This window comes from Mesorhizobium sp. Root157 (assembly GCF_001427385.1).
Classification (GTDB): domain Bacteria; phylum Pseudomonadota; class Alphaproteobacteria; order Rhizobiales; family Rhizobiaceae; genus Mesorhizobium.
The window spans coordinates 227,073-242,027 of sequence record NZ_LMGJ01000003.1 but is presented as its reverse complement, the minus strand read 5'-3'; the positions used below and the strand labels follow the sequence as shown (position 1 = coordinate 242,027).

The window sequence follows — 14,955 nt, the reverse complement described above, 5'->3', positions numbered from 1 at the left end:
CCTATGGCTCCGTCCATGGAGAAGCCTCGTCAACTGCCGCTCGATCTCAGCCATGGGACGGCTTATTCACGCGACGATCTCGTCGTATCGCCATCAAATGCGCAGGCGGTTGCCTTGGTCGATTGCTGGCCCGACTGGTCATCCCCCGTCGTCGTGCTCGCCGGGCCGGCAGGATCGGGCAAGACGCATCTAGCCGAGATCTGGCGCAATTCGGCCAACGCCCTGGCCGTTGAGCCCGCACGCATCAGCGAAGCGATCGCAGACCTTGGCAGCCGGCCGGCCGTGATCGACAATGCCGATGCTGCTTCCATCGACCAGCAGGGGCTCTTCCATCTCATCAATGCAGTGCGGGGCGCGGGCTCGCATCTCTTGTTGACCGCACGCCGATTTCCCTCCGCCTGGAACGTCACCTTGCCTGACTTGGCATCGCGGCTGAGAGCAGCAGCAACGGTCGAGATTCACGAACCGGATGATCCGTTGCTGGCAGGTGTCATCACGAAGCTCTTCGCCGACCGCCAGGTCGAGGTTGAGCCGCATGTCGTGCAATATCTGGTCCGCCGCATAGAGCGCTCGCTGGCGACTGCCATGCGTGTCGTGGACCGGCTTGATCGGGTGGCGCTGCAACAGCAAAGCCGCATCACACGTGTCTTGGCTGCCGAAGCGGTCAGCGCAATGGACGAAGGGCAGGGTGAATTCGATCTCTAGGATCGGTTGGACGACAAGCGCTGTAAGATTTGGATTTCGATGCTGTCTCTCGATAGAAAATCGGCAAACGGCACATGCGACTTTCGAGAAGTCTTGGTCGGAGTGGCAGGACTCGAACCTGCGACCCCCTGATCCCAAATCAGGTGCGCTACCAGGCTGCGCTACACTCCGAGGCCGTGTGTTGCCTATTGATTTAGGCGTGGCATGGCAAGTGCAAAAAAGCAGATCCCCTTGCCGTGATGCGTATTGCACAGTAAGCAAATCGCAAGAACGGCAAGCGCCGAAGCAGCAACGAGGGTTTTCATGTCCGCGCGCATTTTCAGCCCCGCAAAGACCGCCATGCAGTCCGGGAAAAGCAAAACCGGTTACTGGGTGTTGGAATTCGATCCGGAGCAGCCGCGCAAAATTGATCCCTTGATGGGCTATACGACGTCCGGCGACATGAAAAGCCAGATCAGGCTTTCATTCGAAACGCGGGAAGAGGCAGTTGCCTATGCGGAAGGACAGGGACTGTCCTATCGGGTTGAAGAGCCGAAGGAACCGAAACGTCGGCAGATTTCCTATTCCGACAATTTCCGCTATGACCGCCACACACCTTGGACCCATTGAGGGGAAACTGAGAATCGCCGCTTGCCGTTACGGCAGTGGCTAGCGGTCCCGTAGCTCAGTTGGATAGAGCACCGGCCTTCTAAGCCGATGGTCGCAGGTTCGAATCCTGCCGGGATCGCCAAATCTTTCAATAGCTTAGCTATCATATCCGACGGCGAAAAGCCATCATTTTCGGCCGTTTACAGTGTGGTTTACATTTTTTGTTCCTCATGAATTCTTTTCCATGCGGATAATGACCGCATCGCTGGCGCCCTGATCGTCAGCCAGGTAGTGTTTTTCCAGAATTGATTTGATCTCGGAAATCGAGTGGCCGGATATCTTCGCGATATTCTCTACGCTCAATCTTCCCGCGCTCGCTCGGTGATGAAGGTCCCTCGCAAGTCGTGGAACGTGACGCCCTCGATATGCAACCGGGCGCGCCCTTACGACTGGCACTGGATCGTCTCTGGCGACGATTTGCGCGCTACAGCACTCTCAAACAAAGGACGGATTGACGTGCTTCTTCACGAGCCGCGCCGATAGCACGTCGAGCCTTCGATAGGCAATCGCATCTGAGACAGGATTCGGCGCACATGGGGGGCTAGTAACGTCGCGCCCTGCACGGCCCCTGTCTGACCGCCCAAAAAGCGTAGACCTGCCGATAGACCCGGACAATCTATTCCAAAGTTGGGCTGCACCCTGCCGCTCATGACGGCTTTGCACGAGGAAACCCATGAAACTGATACCTGACTGGTGCCGGGTGCTCCGCTATATGTGGTGCATCCGCCTAATGATCCTTGCCGGCATCCTGTCCGGGCTTGAAGTGGCGTTGCCGCTTCTCGACGGCATCCTGCCCGTTCCCCCGATGATCTTCGCCGGTCTGTCCGGCCTGTGCGTCTGCCTGGCTTTTGTCGCCCGTCTTGTGGCTCAGACGAAGGCCATCAGCACGATGGCACCGATAACGATCAGGATAAGGCCACTGATCAGCATTGGCAGAAGCGTGTTCCCAGATTCGGCGCCGCTGGCGGCTTCGGCTGTGGTGATCACTGACGGTGTCTTTGCCTTACGATCGGCCATGTTCCTGTCCTTCGACGCCCGGAATCGGTATCGCTCCTTCCTGATACCGCCGGCGGAGGACTGTTCTTTGCGTTGGCGCAAACAAATGGGCAGTGGTCACCCGTGAGGAGACCAATGTCAGGCCGCGGCTGCTGCCTTGAGGCCACGAAGGATGTCTGTCTTCAGGTCTTCGATGTCCTCAAGACCGATCTGCAGGCGGATTACAGGCCCTTCATAAGGGCCTTTGGCGACGACCCGGTCACCAAGGAAGACCGGTACGGCAAGGCTTTCATAACCGCCCCAGGAATAGCCGAGGCCGAAAATCTGCAAGGAGTCGAGGAAAGCGTGCGATTGGCGTTGGCCGCCATTGGCAAGCACAACGGAAAAGATGCCGCTCGAGCCGCAGAAATCGCGTTTCCACAAGTTGTGGTCCGGATGGCTTGCCAGCGCCGGATGCAGAACGCGAGATACGCCGCTCTGCTCTTCAAGCCACTGCGCTATGGCCAACGCGCTTCGCTGATGATGGTCCAGCCGTACGCCCATTGTGCGCAAGCCGCGCAGCACCTGGTAAACGTCGTCGGGCCCGGCGCAACAGCCGAGCGTGATGAAAGCGTCGTGAAGCCGAGGCCAGCAGGCCTCGTTTGCCGAAACGGTTCCGAGCAGGACGTCGGAATGACCTCCCGGATATTTCGTTGCCGCGTGGATGGAGATGTCGACGCCGTAGTCCAACGGCTTGAAATAGAGCGGTGTCGCCCAGGTGTTGTCCATCATGACGATCGCGCCGGCAGCGTGCGCTGCCTTAGCGATCGCGGGAATGTCCTGCACCTCGAATGTGTTGGAAGCAGGTGATTCGGTGAACACGATGCTGGTGTTCGGCTTGATCAATGCGGCAATTCCGGCGCCGATGTGGGGATTATAGTAGTCGACTTCCATGCCGAGTCGTTTGAGCATGGTGTCGGCAAAGTGGCGCGTCGGATGATAGACCGAATCGACGATCAAGATGTGCCGGCCCGCTTCGGCAAAGGCCAGCAGCGGGACAGTCACGGCTGCGAGGCCGGATGGCACCAGAACGGTGCCTGCCGAACCTTCGAGATCGTCGATGGCCAGGGCGAGCGCGTCCGTTGTTGGTGTGCCGCGGGTGCCATAGGTGTATTTTTGCGCCCGGCCTGCCAGCGTCGCGGCGTCGGGGAAGAGCACCGTCGAGGCGTGGACAACGGGCGGGTTGACAAAACCATGATAGTCGCGCGGGTCAGTGCCGCAATGGGCAAGCCGCGTGTTGATACCCAACGTCTTGTCGTTTTTTGCCATTGTCTCAACCACCTGAGGGAAAGCTCAACGCATAGAGTGCGGGCGCCAAGGGTGCAACCGACACCGGGCTGACAGGGCGTCGGATTTGATGGGCCAAATCTGGTCGGCGCGGCCTTTGGCCCGAATTGTATTCCGTATGGGAAGGTTGCTTGAGGCCGGTCCGATCAACCCGTGGTGGGTAGAGATACGGTCGAGCAAAACTATATTCGTCAGTCGGATGTCCCGGTATTTCAATGACTTGTCATATTAGAGGTCGAAACCCGTCGGCTTTCCGTCATTTTTCTTGACCTCACAGAAATAATCGCCTTCGATGCAGTTTGTGAATGGGAGAAAGGCTACGCGTCAATCTTGCTTGATGCCATGTACCGGAAGTGGGCCGGGACAGGGAGCCTCGTTCGCACGAAAAATAGGGCAGTGTCCCGAATAACAGAAAAGGGTTTGTGGGTTATGAAACAACTGGCAATGGGTATCTTGAGCGCGGCCGCCTTCGGCTTTGTCGCCACTGCGGCGTCCGCTGATACACTCGACGATGTCAAGGCGAAGGGTTTCGTTCAGTGCGGTGTCAACTCGGGTCTTGCCGGATTCTCCGCGCCCAACGACAAAGGCGAATGGACGGGTCTCGACGTCGATTTCTGTCGCGCGGTCGCAGCGGCTGTTTTTGGCGATGGCACCAAGGTCAAGTTCACCGGCCTGAGCGCGAAGGATCGCTTCACCGCGCTTCAGTCGGGTGAAATCGACATTCTGTCCCGCAACACGACCTGGACCATCAATCGCGATACGGCGCTCGGTCTGAATTTTGCCGGCGTGACCTACTATGACGGTCAGGGCTTCATGATCAACGCGAAGAAGCTGCCCGGCGTGAATTCCGCCCTCCAGCTCTCGGGCGCCGCGATCTGCGTGCAGGCCGGCACGACGACCGAACTCAATCTCGCCGACTACTTCAAGGCGAACAAGATGGAGTACAACCCGGTCGTGTTCGAAAAGTTCGAGGAAGCCAACGCCGCTTATGACGCAGGCCGTTGCGACGCCTACACCACCGACCAGTCCGGCCTTTATGCCGTGCGTCTGCAAATGTCGGCCCCCGACGATCACGTGGTTCTGCCGGAGATCATCTCCAAAGAGCCGCTTGGGCCTTCTGTGCGCCAAGGCGATGACAAGTGGTTCGACATCGTCAAGTGGACCTACTACGCGCTTCTGAACACCGAAGAGGCAGGCGTAACGCAGGCCAATGTCGAGGAGATGAAGGGCAGCGACAATCCCGACACCAAGCGCCTTCTGGGTACCGAGGCTGAAACCAAGATTGGTACCGACCTTGGTCTGAGCAATGACTGGGTTGTCAATATCGTCAAGGCGACGGGCAACTACGGTGAAATCTTCGAGCGCAATGTCGGCGCGGGAAGCCCGCTCAAGATTGCCCGCGGTATCAATGCCTTGTGGACCAAGGGCGGCCTGCAATACGGAATGCCAATTCGTTGATCCCAAGCTGGGCCGGAGAGTTCGCTCTCCGGCCTTTCTTGCCTGTCGGGCCATAATAAAAACCGGCCACGGGCTGAAATGACGGTAAGGGGAGCTATGTGGCACAAGAGGCTATCCATGATGCGCCTGCCAGGGCATCTCTGATCTACGACCCCAAGGTCCGCGGCATCGTCTTCCAGGTGGTTCTGGTCGCGTTGCTGGTTATGGGAGTGTGGTGGATCGTAGACAATACGATCGAGAACCTGCGCCGCTCCAACATTTCGACGGGCTTTGCGTTCCTGAGAGGACGGGCTGGGTTCGATATTTCCGATCGCCTGATCGAGTACAGTTCAGATTCGTCCTACGGTAGGGCGCTCTTGGTCGGCGTGCTGAATACGGCTGCGGTCGCCGCAGCCGGTATCGTAACGGCTACGATTCTCGGGTTCCTCGTGGGTGTCGGGCGCTTGTCGAACAACTGGCTGATACGCAAGCTGGCAACCTTTTATGTGGAATTGTTCCGCAACATTCCGCCGCTGCTCGTCATCCTGTTCTGGTACCAAGGCGTGCTGGCGCTTTTGCCCAACGTTCGCGACAGCCTCTCGCTGCCATTGGGGTCATATCTGAACAACCGCGGCTTTTATTTCCCGCGCTTTGTTTGGGAGCCGGGAGCCGGGCTGGTGCTTGCCGGCTTCATCGCGGGGATTGTGCTGAGTTGGTATGTGGCCCGCCGCGCCAAGGCTCGGCAGATGGCAACCGGCCAACAGTTTCCGGTCTTGTTGACAAGCCTTCTGCTGATCATCGGACTCCCGCTGCTGGCATTCCTGCTGGCAGGTCTCCCGGTTTCGATCGACTATCCGCAGAAGGGCACCTTCAACCTGACGGGCGGGACGAACGTCAAACCCGAGTTTCTGTCGCTCTATCTGGCGCTGTCGTTCTACACGGCTGCCTTCATCGCCGAGATCGTGCGGGCCGGCATCATGGGCGTACCGAAGGGGCAGACCGAAGCCTATTCCGCCCTTGGCTTGCGCTCGAATTTGGGTTTACGCCTGGTCGTCATTCCGCAGGCCATGCGCATCATTATCCCGCCGCTGACCAGTCAGTATCTCAACCTGACCAAGAACTCCTCACTCGCTGTCGCTATCGGCTACCCCGACCTGTATGCAATCGGGGGAACTGTCTTGAACCAGACCGGACAGGCGATCGAAGTGGTCGTCATCTTCATGGTGGTGTATCTTGGTATCAGCATCGTCACTTCGCTCTTCATGAATTGGTTCAACACCAAGATGGCCTTGAAGGAGAGGTGATCCATGGACGAGCATGATATGTCCTGGGTGCGCACCGAAATGGCCTTGGCTGAGACGGCGCCGCGCTCTCAAGTCGGCGCAGGCGCGTGGCTTCGCAAGAATTTGTTCGCCACGCCCGTCGACGCTGCATTTTCTCTGTTGGCTCTGCTCGCGCTTGCCTGGGCAGTGCCTCAAATACTGAACTGGCTTTTTTTCGATGCGATATGGACAGGTGCAGATCGGACCGCATGTCTGACTACGGAGCAGGGCGGCCAACTTCCTGCAGGCTGGTCTGGCGCCTGCTGGCCTTTCGTGAGCGGACGGTTTGGCCAGTTCATGTTTGGCCGCTACCCGCTTGATGAACGCTGGCGGGTTATCCTGACTGGCATCCTCTTCATCGCCCTGTTGGCGCCTCTTCTTATTCCTCGTGCTCCTTACAAGGGCCTCAACGCCATCCTGTTCTTCGGCGTGTTTCCGTTCGTGGCCTTCTTCCTGCTGGTGGGTGGAGGGTTCGGGCTACGCTATGTCGAAACCCCGCTGTGGGGCGGCCTCATGGTCACGTTGGTCATCTCTTACGTCGGCATCATCGTGTCTTTGCCCCTTGGCATATTGCTGGCGCTTGGACGACGTTCAAAAATGCCGATCGTCAAACTGCTTTCGGTGATTTTCATCGAAGCGGTGCGCGGAGTGCCGCTGGTTACGGTGCTGTTCATGGCCAGTTTTATGCTGCCGCTGTTCGTGCCGCCAGGCATGAGTTTCGATAAGCTGCTGCGAGCGCTCATCGGTGTGGCGCTGTTTGCTTCCGCCTATATGGCCGAGGTTGTCCGAGGCGGGTTGCAAGCCATTCCCAAGGGGCAGTATGAGGGAGCGGATTCGCTCGGGCTGGGCTATTGGCAGAAGATGGGGTTCATTATCATGCCGCAGGCTCTGCGGCTCGTGATCCCGGGTATCGTCAACACCTTCATCGGCATGTTCAAGGACACCACTCTCGTCCTCATCATCTCGATGTTCGACTTGCTGGGAGTGGTCAAGCAGAACATCTCGGGCGACCCGACCTGGGCAACGCCGCAGACCGCCAAGACGGGCTATATCTTTGCCGCGGCGATCTTCTGGGTGTTTTGTTTTGGAATGTCGCGTTACTCCCAATACATGGAACGCCGGCTCGATACCGGCCATAAACGCTAGACAAAGGGGATTGGCTTATGGCCACCGACAATGCGGTCAGCGCGGAAGAAATCAAAGTCAACACCAACAAGATGCAGGTGTCCACGACCGATGTGGCCATCGAGATCATCGGCATGCACAAATGGTACGGCGAATTCCATGTGCTGAAGGACATCAACCTGAAGGTCATGCGCGGCGAACGGATCGTTATCTGCGGGCCTTCGGGCTCCGGCAAGTCGACCATGATCCGCTGCATCAACCGACTGGAGGAGCACCAGAAGGGCAAGATCATCGTTGATGGCAAGGAACTGACCAACGATCTTAAAAAGATCGATGAGGTGCGCCGCGAGGTCGGCATGGTGTTCCAGCACTTCAACCTGTTTCCGCATCTGACCATTTTGGAAAATTGCACGCTGGCGCCGATCTGGGTGCGCAAAATTCCGAAGAAGCAGGCCGAGGAAGCCGCCATGCACTTCCTCGAGCGCGTCAAGATTCCAGAACAGGCGCACAAATATCCTGGTCAGCTATCGGGCGGCCAGCAACAGCGCGTGGCGATCGCCCGCTCGCTGTGCATGAACCCGCGCATCATGCTGTTCGACGAGCCGACCTCGGCGCTCGACCCGGAGATGATCAAGGAGGTTCTGGAAACCATGGTCGGTCTCGCGGAAGAGGGCATGACTATGCTGTGCGTGACGCATGAGATGGGCTTCGCGCGCAAGGTCGCCAACCGGGTGATTTTCATGGACGCCGGCCAAATCGTTGAGCAGAACACGCCGGCTGAATTCTTCGATCATCCGCGGCATGAGCGGACGAAGCTGTTCCTGTCGCAGATCCTTCACTGACGGATCGATACCGACAAGATGACCCGGTCGCGCTGCGGCCGGGCTTTTTGTTGTTTGTGAATGAGAGCGCCGGATCGAAAGAGTACTTTCGGATGGTCAAGTGGGACATCAGCCCAAGCGGGTAGACTTCGTGCTCGGCAATTTCCAACCATAGAGCCAGTCCAGGTCGGTTGCGAGACTTTCTGGCGAACGCAGTTTCAGGAACAGGTTGCGGGCCAGCGCAACAGGTCCGGCTGCATGCCATGCCAAGTGGTTGAGCGCGCCGCGTCGAACGACCTTGCTGACGCGCACCTTGCGCTGCTGCTCCCACTGGGCAAGCGACGCCGTCGGGTTGTCGCCAGCGGCAACAAATTCGACCAACAAGGCTGCGTCCTCGATTGCCATGGCGGCACCCTGAGCCGCAAATGGCGTCATTGCATGCGCGGCATCGCCAATGAGGGCGATATTCGGTGCCGTCCATGCTCCGTGTGGATCGACGCTATGGAGTGGCCATGCGGTCCACGGGCCGGATGCATCCACTAGGTCGACGAGACCACGTGAGGTGCTGCGCATGGCTCGTTTGAGAGTGGCAAGATCGGCATTTCCCGACCAGCTCTCTGCTATCTGTTCGCCCTTGGTGAAGGCGACGAGGTTGATCCGCGCTCCCTTGCTGACCGGATATGCTACCAAGTGAAAGCGGTCGTGCAGGAACGTAGTGACGCAATCGGACCTGCCAACGGCAGAGAAAAGCTTGCCGGCATGATCTTCCAGCGCAATCGTCGTTCGCCAAGCCAATTCGCCGGTAAACCGGCTTCCATCCGTTGTTCGCACCGACTTTCGGACCACCGACCAGACACCATCGGCCCCGATTAACATCGCTGTACCGACACTCAAGTTTTGCCCGTTCATATCGACCGAAGCGACGATCCCGTCTGTCCGCCGCTTCACACCAGTAATGCGCGCTCCCGTGTTGAGTTGGATACGGTCGTTTCGGGATGTTGTAGCCAGTAGGGCGCTCTGCAAGTCGGCGCGATGTACGACGAGATAGGGCGCATTCCAGCGCCGTTCAGCTGTTTCGCCCAGCGGGACAGTGGCGAGTTTTCGAAGCGTGGCCGCGTCCTTCAACTCGACTGCGCGGGGCTGAACCGCGGTCGCCAGCAAGCCGGGGAGGACGTCGAACTGGCGCAGGATGTGCGTCGCGTTGGGAGAGAGCTGGAGTCCAGCTCCGAATGCTTCGATCTGTGGCGCCTGTTCGTAGACCTGAACTGCAAAGCCGCGTTCGGCGAAGGCGATTGCCGCGGTCAGTCCCGCGATGCCGGCTCCTGCTATGACGATCGGTCGAGACCGTACGTCGTCCATGAGAGTGGCAATCAGGCAGCGCGATCAGTGTAGACGCAATTTGGCGGCAGTGTTTCGGTTGGCCCGAGATGGGCGTTGTAGCGATACAGCGTCGAGCAGTAGGGGCATACCTTTTCATTGTCCGCACCCAGGTCGAGGAACACATGCGGATGGTCAAAAGGCGGGTTGGCACCTACGCACATGAACTCCTTCACGCCGATCTCGATTGCCGCATGACCTTGATCGTTTTGGAAATGGGGTATGGAACCGCCGGCCATGATCGTCTCCTTCGGGCTCGTGCCTCTTGCGTTTGGAGCATAACCCCGCTCTTTGCAAGATCGATGAAATGAAACTGTCGTAAAACCCTGTCACAGGATAAATTGAGCCGGATAACCGGCAGTGTGGGGCTGGAGAAACCAGGGAAATGAGTGAGTTGAAGCCGGTTCAGGCGGAGTTCGTGACGATGGAAGCCCCCCCGGTTCAGGGCGGGAACCCGGATCGTTTCGTCAACCGGGAGTTTTCGTGGCTGCAGTTCAACCGGCGTGTGCTGGAGGAATCGCAGAACCCAAGCCACCCTTTGCTGGAACGAATTCGCTTCCTGTCGATTTCGGCGGCAAATCTGGACGAATTTTTCATGGTGCGCGTAGCCGGCCTGGCCGGCCAGGTGCGCGAGAAGATCGTGCTGAAGAGTCCGGACGGCCGCACACCCGAACAGCAGCTCGAGCAGATCCTGCGTGAGGTCGAGCGTCTGCAGGAAGACCAGCAGAAAAGCCTTTCGGCACTGATGGAACTCCTCAACCGGGAAGGGATCGAGACCGTCACCAGCGATGCCCTCACCAAGGATGAGCGCATCTGGCTGGAGGACCATTTCCGCGAGCAGGTGTTTCCGGTCCTGACGCCGTTGTCGATCGACCCGGCTCATCCGTTTCCATTCATTCCCAATCTCGGCTTCTCGATGGCTTTGCAACTGCGCCACCGTAGGGATGGCGAAGAGATGAGCGCACTTTTGAGGTTGCCGCCCGCGCTGAAACGCTACGTTCGCTTGCCTGATCGCAAGGCGCACGTTCGCTTCATTCCTCTGGAAGAGGTGGTTGCGATCTTTATCGGCAAGCTGTTCCCAGGCTACGAGGTGAAGGGTTCGGGCACGTTCCAGATCATTCGTGACAGCGATATCGAGGTCGAGGAAGAATCGGAGGATCTGGTCCGCCTCTTTGAGACCGCGCTCAAGCGCCGGCGACGCGGTTCGGTGATTCGCATCGAGTTCGACAGGAAGATGCCGGAAGAGTTGCGTGAGTTCGTAGCCGGCGAACTGGGCGTTGCAGCCAATCGCATCAGCGTCCTCAATGGGCCGCTGGCGCTCAGCCAGATCGCCGAGATCGTTGCGGTTGCGCGTGATGACCTCAAATTCATTCCCTACAATCCGCGCTTTCCCGAACGTATCCGCGAACATGGCGGCGATTGTTTCGCGGCCATTCGGGAAAAGGATATCGTCGTCCATCACCCTTACGAGTCCTTCGACGTGGTGGTGCAGTTCCTGCGGCAGGCAGCCGCCGACCCTGAAGTGGTCGCCATCAAGCAGACGCTTTATCGAACCTCGAACGACAGCCCCATCGTGCGTGCGCTGATCGACGCAGCCGAGGCCGGCAAGTCGGTGACGGCACTGGTAGAACTCAAGGCGCGCTTCGACGAGGAGGCGAATATCCGCTGGGCGCGCGATCTGGAGCGCGCCGGCGTGCAGGTCGTGTTCGGGTTCCTGGAGCTCAAAACCCATGCCAAGATGTCGCTGGTAGTCCGGCGCGAGGACGGCCGATTGCGCAACTACGTGCATCTGGGAACGGGCAACTATCATCCCATCACCGCACGCATCTATACCGATCTGTCGTTCTTCACGACTGATCCGCAGATCGCGCGTGACGTCGCGCAGATCTTTAATTTCATCACCGGCTATGCAGAGCCGGCGGACGAAATGACCATTGCGCTGTCGCCCTACACATTGCGCAGCCGCATCCTCGGCCATATCGCAGGCGAGGTGGATCATGCCAGCAACGGCCGCCCCGGCCGCATCTGGATGAAGATGAATTCGCTGGTCGACCCGACTGTCATCGATGCGCTTTACGAGGCAAGCCGGGCAGGAGTGGAAATCGACCTCGTGGTGCGGGGCATTTGCTGCCTCAGGCCGCAAGTGCCTGGCCTGTCCGAAAACATCCGCGTCAAGTCCATCGTCGGGCGCTTTCTTGAACACAGCCGCATCTACTGCTTCGGCAACGGTCACGGCCTGCCATCCGACGAAGCCATCGTCTACATCAGTTCCGCCGACCTCATGCCGCGCAATCTCGATCGGCGTGTCGAGTGCATGGTCCCAATCACCAACCCGACTGTGCATGAACAGGTTCTTGGCCAGATCATGCTCGGCAACCTGGTGGACAACCAGCAAAGTTTCGAAGTATTGGCAGACGGAACTTCCAGGCGCGTGGCGCTGGAGGAAGGCGAGGAGCCGTTCAACGCGCAGGAATACTTCATGACCAATCCGAGCCTTTCGGGACGCGGCGATGCACTGAAATCGCACGCGCCCAAGCGCATAGCGCAGTTCAAGCGCCGCAAGAAACTCGACGTAGCGACGGGCGGATGATTTCAGCATCCCAAGGCCGGTTGCAGGACAGGACACCGGTTTCGATCATCGACATCGGGTCGAACTCGATTCGTCTGGTGGTTTATGAGGGGTTGGCGCGTTCGCCGACCGTTCTGTTCAATGAAAAGATGCTGGCGGGCCTCGGCCGTGGCATCGTTTCCACCGGCAAGCTCGACCCCGAAGCGGTGACGCGGGCGATGGAAGAGTTCAGGCGTTTTCGCACCCTGTCCGATCAGGCCGGCGCCGAGCGGATACACGTTCTGGCCACCGCCGCAGCGCGCGAAGCGGAGAACGGTCCCGATTTCATCCGCCGGGCGCAAGATGTGTTGGGAACGGATATCCGGGTTTTGAGCGGCAGGCAGGAAGCCTACTATTCCGCATTGGGAGTGATTTCCAGCTTTCATCCGGCCAACGGCATCGCTGGCGACCTTGGTGGCGGCAGTCTTGAATTGATCGACGTGAACGGGAAAACCCCGGGGGACAACATAAGCTTGCCGCTGGGCGGTTTGCGCTTGCAGGATATGGCCAGGAATTCGCTGACGCAGGCATCCAAGGTTGCTCGGCTGGAGATGGCGCGAGCAAAACTTCTCAAGGCCGGGCAGGGCAGGGTCTTCTATGCGGTTGGGGGAACCTGGAGAAACCTGGCCCGCCTGCATATGGAGACGACGAACTACCCGCTCGGCGTCATGCATGATTACGAGATCGGCATCGACAGCGCCGCCGCATTTCTCAAGCAGGTAGTGAAGGGCGACATCGATAAGTTCAAGGGCATCGAAGGGGTTTCCAAGGCCCGCCGCGCTCTCTTGCCTTACGGCGCAATCGTACAGCAGGAAATCTTGGCGGCGATGAAGCCTGCCAAAATTGTCGTGTCGGCGGCAGGTGTGCGCGAAGGGTTCCTTTTTTCGCTGCTGAAAGAGGCCGAGCAGAAGGCCGATCCGCTGCTCTCGGCTTGCGAAGAATTGGCCCGGCTGCGGTCTCGCTCGTTCACCCATGCCCAGGAGCTTGCCGAATGGACGGGCAAGGCGTTCGAAGCGTTCGGGGTCGACGAGACTGAAGATGAAGCGCGTTATCGGCAAGCTGCGTGTTTGCTGGCGGATATTGGCTGGCGTGCGCATCCCGAATATCGCGGTGCGCAATCGCTGAACATCATCGCGCATGCGGCCTTCATTGGCGTCGACCATCCGGGGCGAGCCTATCTGGCGTTCACCAGCCTGTTTCGCCACGAAGGGCTGTTCAAGGAATCCTCGCCCGAACTTCGCGCGCTGGCGACGCCTCGATATCTTGAGCGGGCCCGCATCCTGGCCGCGACGATGCGGGTGGTCTATTTGCTCTCTGCTGCCATGCCTGGCGCCATCCCGCGCCTGAAATGGGAAAACCGCGGCAATGGCGTCCTGGCTCTGGTCATTCCTGCCTCGCTTGGAGGGCTTTACGGGGAGCGTCCCATCGGGCGATTGGCGCAACTGGCAAAGATCCTTGGCCGCCGGCTGATCCTGGCCGTTGAAGACGGTCCGAGCGCGGCCGTCAAATAGCGGCCTTACACGCGCCGCGCATCGGCCGAAAAAGATCCAGGGCCGGCCATAGCCAAGGCGAGGAAACCACCCGCTATCGCCATGTCCTTCATCAACATCTGCTGGTGCATGAAGGCCAACACAGGGTCACCAGCGCTTTGGCCGTAATGGCCCAAAAACGCTGCGGCGATGCAGAAAAGCGCCATGGCCAGCGATACAAGGCGGGTCTGGAAGCCGATGAGGGTGAACATCCCGGCAACAAGCTCGAACAAGCCTACACCCCATGCGGTGGTCTGTGGCGCCGGAAAGCCCAGCCCTGCAAAGTAGGAGGTGGAACCGGCGATGTCGCTGATGGTGTGGAATCCGGCAGGAATGAAAAGGGCGGCGAGAAGGACGCGCGACAACAAAAGAGCTACGTCTCGGGACATATCCTTGCCTCTCCACAGGTCGCAGGACAGCACCCGACGACTACAGGTTCATTCTAGCGGCAGTCCTGCATGTGGGGACAAAAAAGGCAACGAAAATGAGGCGCGGAAACTTCCGCGCCCCTGATTCTTATGGGTTGGGTGGAAGAGACTATCAGCCGCGGCGGCCGTCGATGGAGATCGAACCGGCACCGACCGCAGCGAGCAGCAGGAAGCCGCCGACAAGGCCGAGGTTCTTCTGTAGCATCAGCACCTGCATCTGGTCTGCGAAATCGAGGTGAGCGATCGCCGTGGCACCAAGAGTGAAGACCGCCAGCAGGATGGCGGCGATGCGGGTCTTGAAGCCGACGAGGATGGCAAGGCCGCCCAAAAATTCAACGAGGCCGACAACCACGGCGGTGAGGGTGGGCAGCGGCAGGCCGATGCTTTCGAACCATCCGGCGGTGCCGGAAATTGCGGTCAGCTTGGCAAAGCCGGACAGAACGAACAGAGCGGACAAGAGAACGCGGCCGACCAGAATGGCGACCGAGGCATTCGAAGAGGCGGGGGCTGCTACGGTGGAAGTGTTGATGGACATGGCAAAAGTCTCCGGGGGGTGAACGATGCCGCCTACATAGACGCAATCGATCGTTCACCAAAGATGCTGATCCGGCGACACATTGTTCACTGTCGCCG

The 14,955-nt window shown here is 59.0% G+C and carries 15 protein-coding genes and 2 tRNA genes; 10 read left to right on the top strand and 7 right to left on the bottom strand.

Going from position 1 to position 14,955, the window contains the following annotated elements:
* The first annotated feature begins 15 nt into the window (after positions 1-15).
* Positions 16-705 carry a DnaA regulatory inactivator HdaA gene (gene hdaA / locus ASD64_RS04365; protein ID WP_413813572.1) on the top strand — a complete coding sequence of 230 codons (690 nt, stop codon included), beginning with the start codon at positions 16-18 and terminating at the stop codon, positions 703-705.
* A 94-nt stretch (positions 706-799) separates the two neighbouring features.
* Here hdaA and ASD64_RS04360 read toward each other — a convergent pair.
* Positions 800-876, bottom strand: a tRNA-Pro gene (locus ASD64_RS04360).
* A 132-nt stretch (positions 877-1,008) separates the two neighbouring features.
* Between ASD64_RS04360 and ASD64_RS04355 the strand changes: the two genes are divergently transcribed.
* Both ASD64_RS04355 and ASD64_RS04350 read left to right on the top strand, forming a co-directional pair.
* Positions 1,009-1,314 (top strand): ETC complex I subunit, encoded by a 306-nt coding sequence (locus tag ASD64_RS04355; protein WP_056101199.1) that lies wholly within the window; start codon positions 1,009-1,011, stop codon positions 1,312-1,314.
* A 44-nt stretch (positions 1,315-1,358) separates the two neighbouring features.
* Positions 1,359-1,435: transfer RNA gene (locus ASD64_RS04350), tRNA-Arg, on the top strand.
* A gap of 86 nt (positions 1,436-1,521) precedes the next feature.
* Here ASD64_RS04350 and ASD64_RS21785 read toward each other — a convergent pair.
* A complete protein-coding gene (locus ASD64_RS21785) occupies positions 1,522-1,656 on the bottom strand; it encodes a hypothetical protein (protein WP_274533350.1) in 135 nt (44 codons plus the stop codon).
* A gap of 427 nt (positions 1,657-2,083) precedes the next feature.
* Here ASD64_RS21785 and ASD64_RS21345 point away from each other — a divergent pair, with 427 nt between their 5' ends.
* A complete protein-coding gene (locus tag ASD64_RS21345; RefSeq protein WP_200957795.1) occupies positions 2,084-2,476 on the top strand; it encodes a hypothetical protein in 393 nt (130 codons plus the stop codon).
* 11 nt (positions 2,477-2,487) lie between these two features.
* Here the strand turns inward: ASD64_RS21345 and ASD64_RS04340 are convergent, their stop codons facing one another.
* Entirely contained in the window at positions 2,488-3,657 is a 1,170-nt protein-coding gene (locus ASD64_RS04340) for a cystathionine beta-lyase (RefSeq protein WP_056101196.1), read from the bottom strand.
* A 447-nt stretch (positions 3,658-4,104) separates the two neighbouring features.
* On the opposite strand from ASD64_RS04340, the gene ASD64_RS04335 reads away from it, so the two are divergent.
* The 4 genes from ASD64_RS04335 to ASD64_RS04320 all read left to right on the top strand — a co-directional run bounded on the left by ASD64_RS04335 (position 4,105) and on the right by ASD64_RS04320 (position 8,401).
* On the top strand, positions 4,105-5,133 hold the full coding sequence (locus tag ASD64_RS04335) for an amino acid ABC transporter substrate-binding protein (RefSeq protein WP_056101193.1): 1,029 nt from the start codon (positions 4,105-4,107) through the stop codon (positions 5,131-5,133).
* A 98-nt stretch (positions 5,134-5,231) separates the two neighbouring features.
* Complete coding sequence (locus ASD64_RS04330; RefSeq protein WP_056101190.1) at positions 5,232-6,416, top strand: amino acid ABC transporter permease; 1,185 nt, start codon at positions 5,232-5,234, stop codon at positions 6,414-6,416.
* Between the two features lie 3 nt (positions 6,417-6,419).
* Positions 6,420-7,580, top strand: coding sequence for an amino acid ABC transporter permease (locus ASD64_RS04325; RefSeq protein ID WP_056101187.1), 1,161 nt, complete (start codon positions 6,420-6,422; stop codon positions 7,578-7,580).
* A gap of 17 nt (positions 7,581-7,597) precedes the next feature.
* On the top strand, positions 7,598-8,401 hold the full coding sequence (locus ASD64_RS04320; protein WP_056101183.1) for an amino acid ABC transporter ATP-binding protein: 804 nt from the start codon (positions 7,598-7,600) through the stop codon (positions 8,399-8,401).
* A 108-nt stretch (positions 8,402-8,509) separates the two neighbouring features.
* Here ASD64_RS04320 and ASD64_RS04315 read toward each other — a convergent pair whose 3' ends face one another.
* Positions 8,510-9,739, bottom strand: coding sequence for an FAD-dependent monooxygenase (locus ASD64_RS04315; RefSeq protein WP_056101180.1), 1,230 nt, complete (start codon positions 9,737-9,739; stop codon positions 8,510-8,512).
* Positions 9,740-9,750: 11 nt separating this feature from the next.
* Positions 9,751-9,996 carry a zinc-finger domain-containing protein gene (locus tag ASD64_RS04310; protein ID WP_056101179.1) on the bottom strand — a complete coding sequence of 82 codons (246 nt, stop codon included), beginning with the start codon at positions 9,994-9,996 and terminating at the stop codon, positions 9,751-9,753.
* A 146-nt stretch (positions 9,997-10,142) separates the two neighbouring features.
* Here ASD64_RS04310 and ASD64_RS04305 point away from each other — a divergent pair, with 146 nt between their 5' ends.
* Positions 10,143-12,347, top strand: a complete 2,205-nt coding sequence (locus ASD64_RS04305) for an RNA degradosome polyphosphate kinase (protein WP_056101175.1) — start codon at positions 10,143-10,145, stop codon at positions 12,345-12,347.
* Complete coding sequence (gene ppx, locus ASD64_RS04300; protein ID WP_056101172.1) at positions 12,344-13,876, top strand: exopolyphosphatase; 1,533 nt, start codon at positions 12,344-12,346, stop codon at positions 13,874-13,876. Before ASD64_RS04305 ends, ppx begins: the two co-directional genes overlap by 4 nt.
* A 5-nt stretch (positions 13,877-13,881) precedes the next feature.
* On the opposite strand, the gene ASD64_RS04295 is transcribed toward ppx, so the two are convergent.
* Entirely contained in the window at positions 13,882-14,283 is a 402-nt protein-coding gene (locus tag ASD64_RS04295) for a DoxX family protein (protein WP_056101571.1), read from the bottom strand.
* A 151-nt stretch (positions 14,284-14,434) separates the two neighbouring features.
* Positions 14,435-14,857, bottom strand: a complete 423-nt coding sequence (locus tag ASD64_RS04290; protein WP_056101169.1) for a DoxX family protein — start codon at positions 14,855-14,857, stop codon at positions 14,435-14,437.
* Positions 14,858-14,955: the final 98 nt, after the last annotated feature.

Bases quoted from the DNA above. Each gene is read 5' to 3' on its own strand.
- ASD64_RS04295 (WP_056101571.1), bottom strand. From the start codon at position 14,283: ATGTCCCGAGACGTAGCTCTTTTGTTGTCGCGCGTCCTTCTCGCCGCC.
- ASD64_RS21345 (WP_200957795.1), top strand. From the start codon at position 2,084: ATGATCCTTGCCGGCATCCTGTCCGGGCTTGAAGTGGCGTTGCCGCTT.
- ASD64_RS04310 (WP_056101179.1), bottom strand. From the start codon at position 9,996: ATGGCCGGCGGTTCCATACCCCATTTCCAAAACGATCAAGGTCATGCG.
- ASD64_RS04305 (WP_056101175.1), top strand. From the start codon at position 10,143: ATGAGTGAGTTGAAGCCGGTTCAGGCGGAGTTCGTGACGATGGAAGCC.
- ASD64_RS04355 (WP_056101199.1), top strand. From the start codon at position 1,009: ATGTCCGCGCGCATTTTCAGCCCCGCAAAGACCGCCATGCAGTCCGGG.
- ASD64_RS04340 (WP_056101196.1), bottom strand. From the start codon at position 3,657: ATGGCAAAAAACGACAAGACGTTGGGTATCAACACGCGGCTTGCCCAT.
- ASD64_RS04325 (WP_056101187.1), top strand. From the start codon at position 6,420: ATGGACGAGCATGATATGTCCTGGGTGCGCACCGAAATGGCCTTGGCT.
- ASD64_RS04320 (WP_056101183.1), top strand. From the start codon at position 7,598: ATGGCCACCGACAATGCGGTCAGCGCGGAAGAAATCAAAGTCAACACC.
- ppx (WP_056101172.1), top strand. From the start codon at position 12,344: ATGATTTCAGCATCCCAAGGCCGGTTGCAGGACAGGACACCGGTTTCG.
- ASD64_RS04335 (WP_056101193.1), top strand. From the start codon at position 4,105: ATGAAACAACTGGCAATGGGTATCTTGAGCGCGGCCGCCTTCGGCTTT.
- ASD64_RS04315 (WP_056101180.1), bottom strand. From the start codon at position 9,739: ATGGACGACGTACGGTCTCGACCGATCGTCATAGCAGGAGCCGGCATC.
- ASD64_RS04290 (WP_056101169.1), bottom strand. From the start codon at position 14,857: ATGTCCATCAACACTTCCACCGTAGCAGCCCCCGCCTCTTCGAATGCC.
- hdaA (WP_413813572.1), top strand. From the start codon at position 16: ATGGAGAAGCCTCGTCAACTGCCGCTCGATCTCAGCCATGGGACGGCT.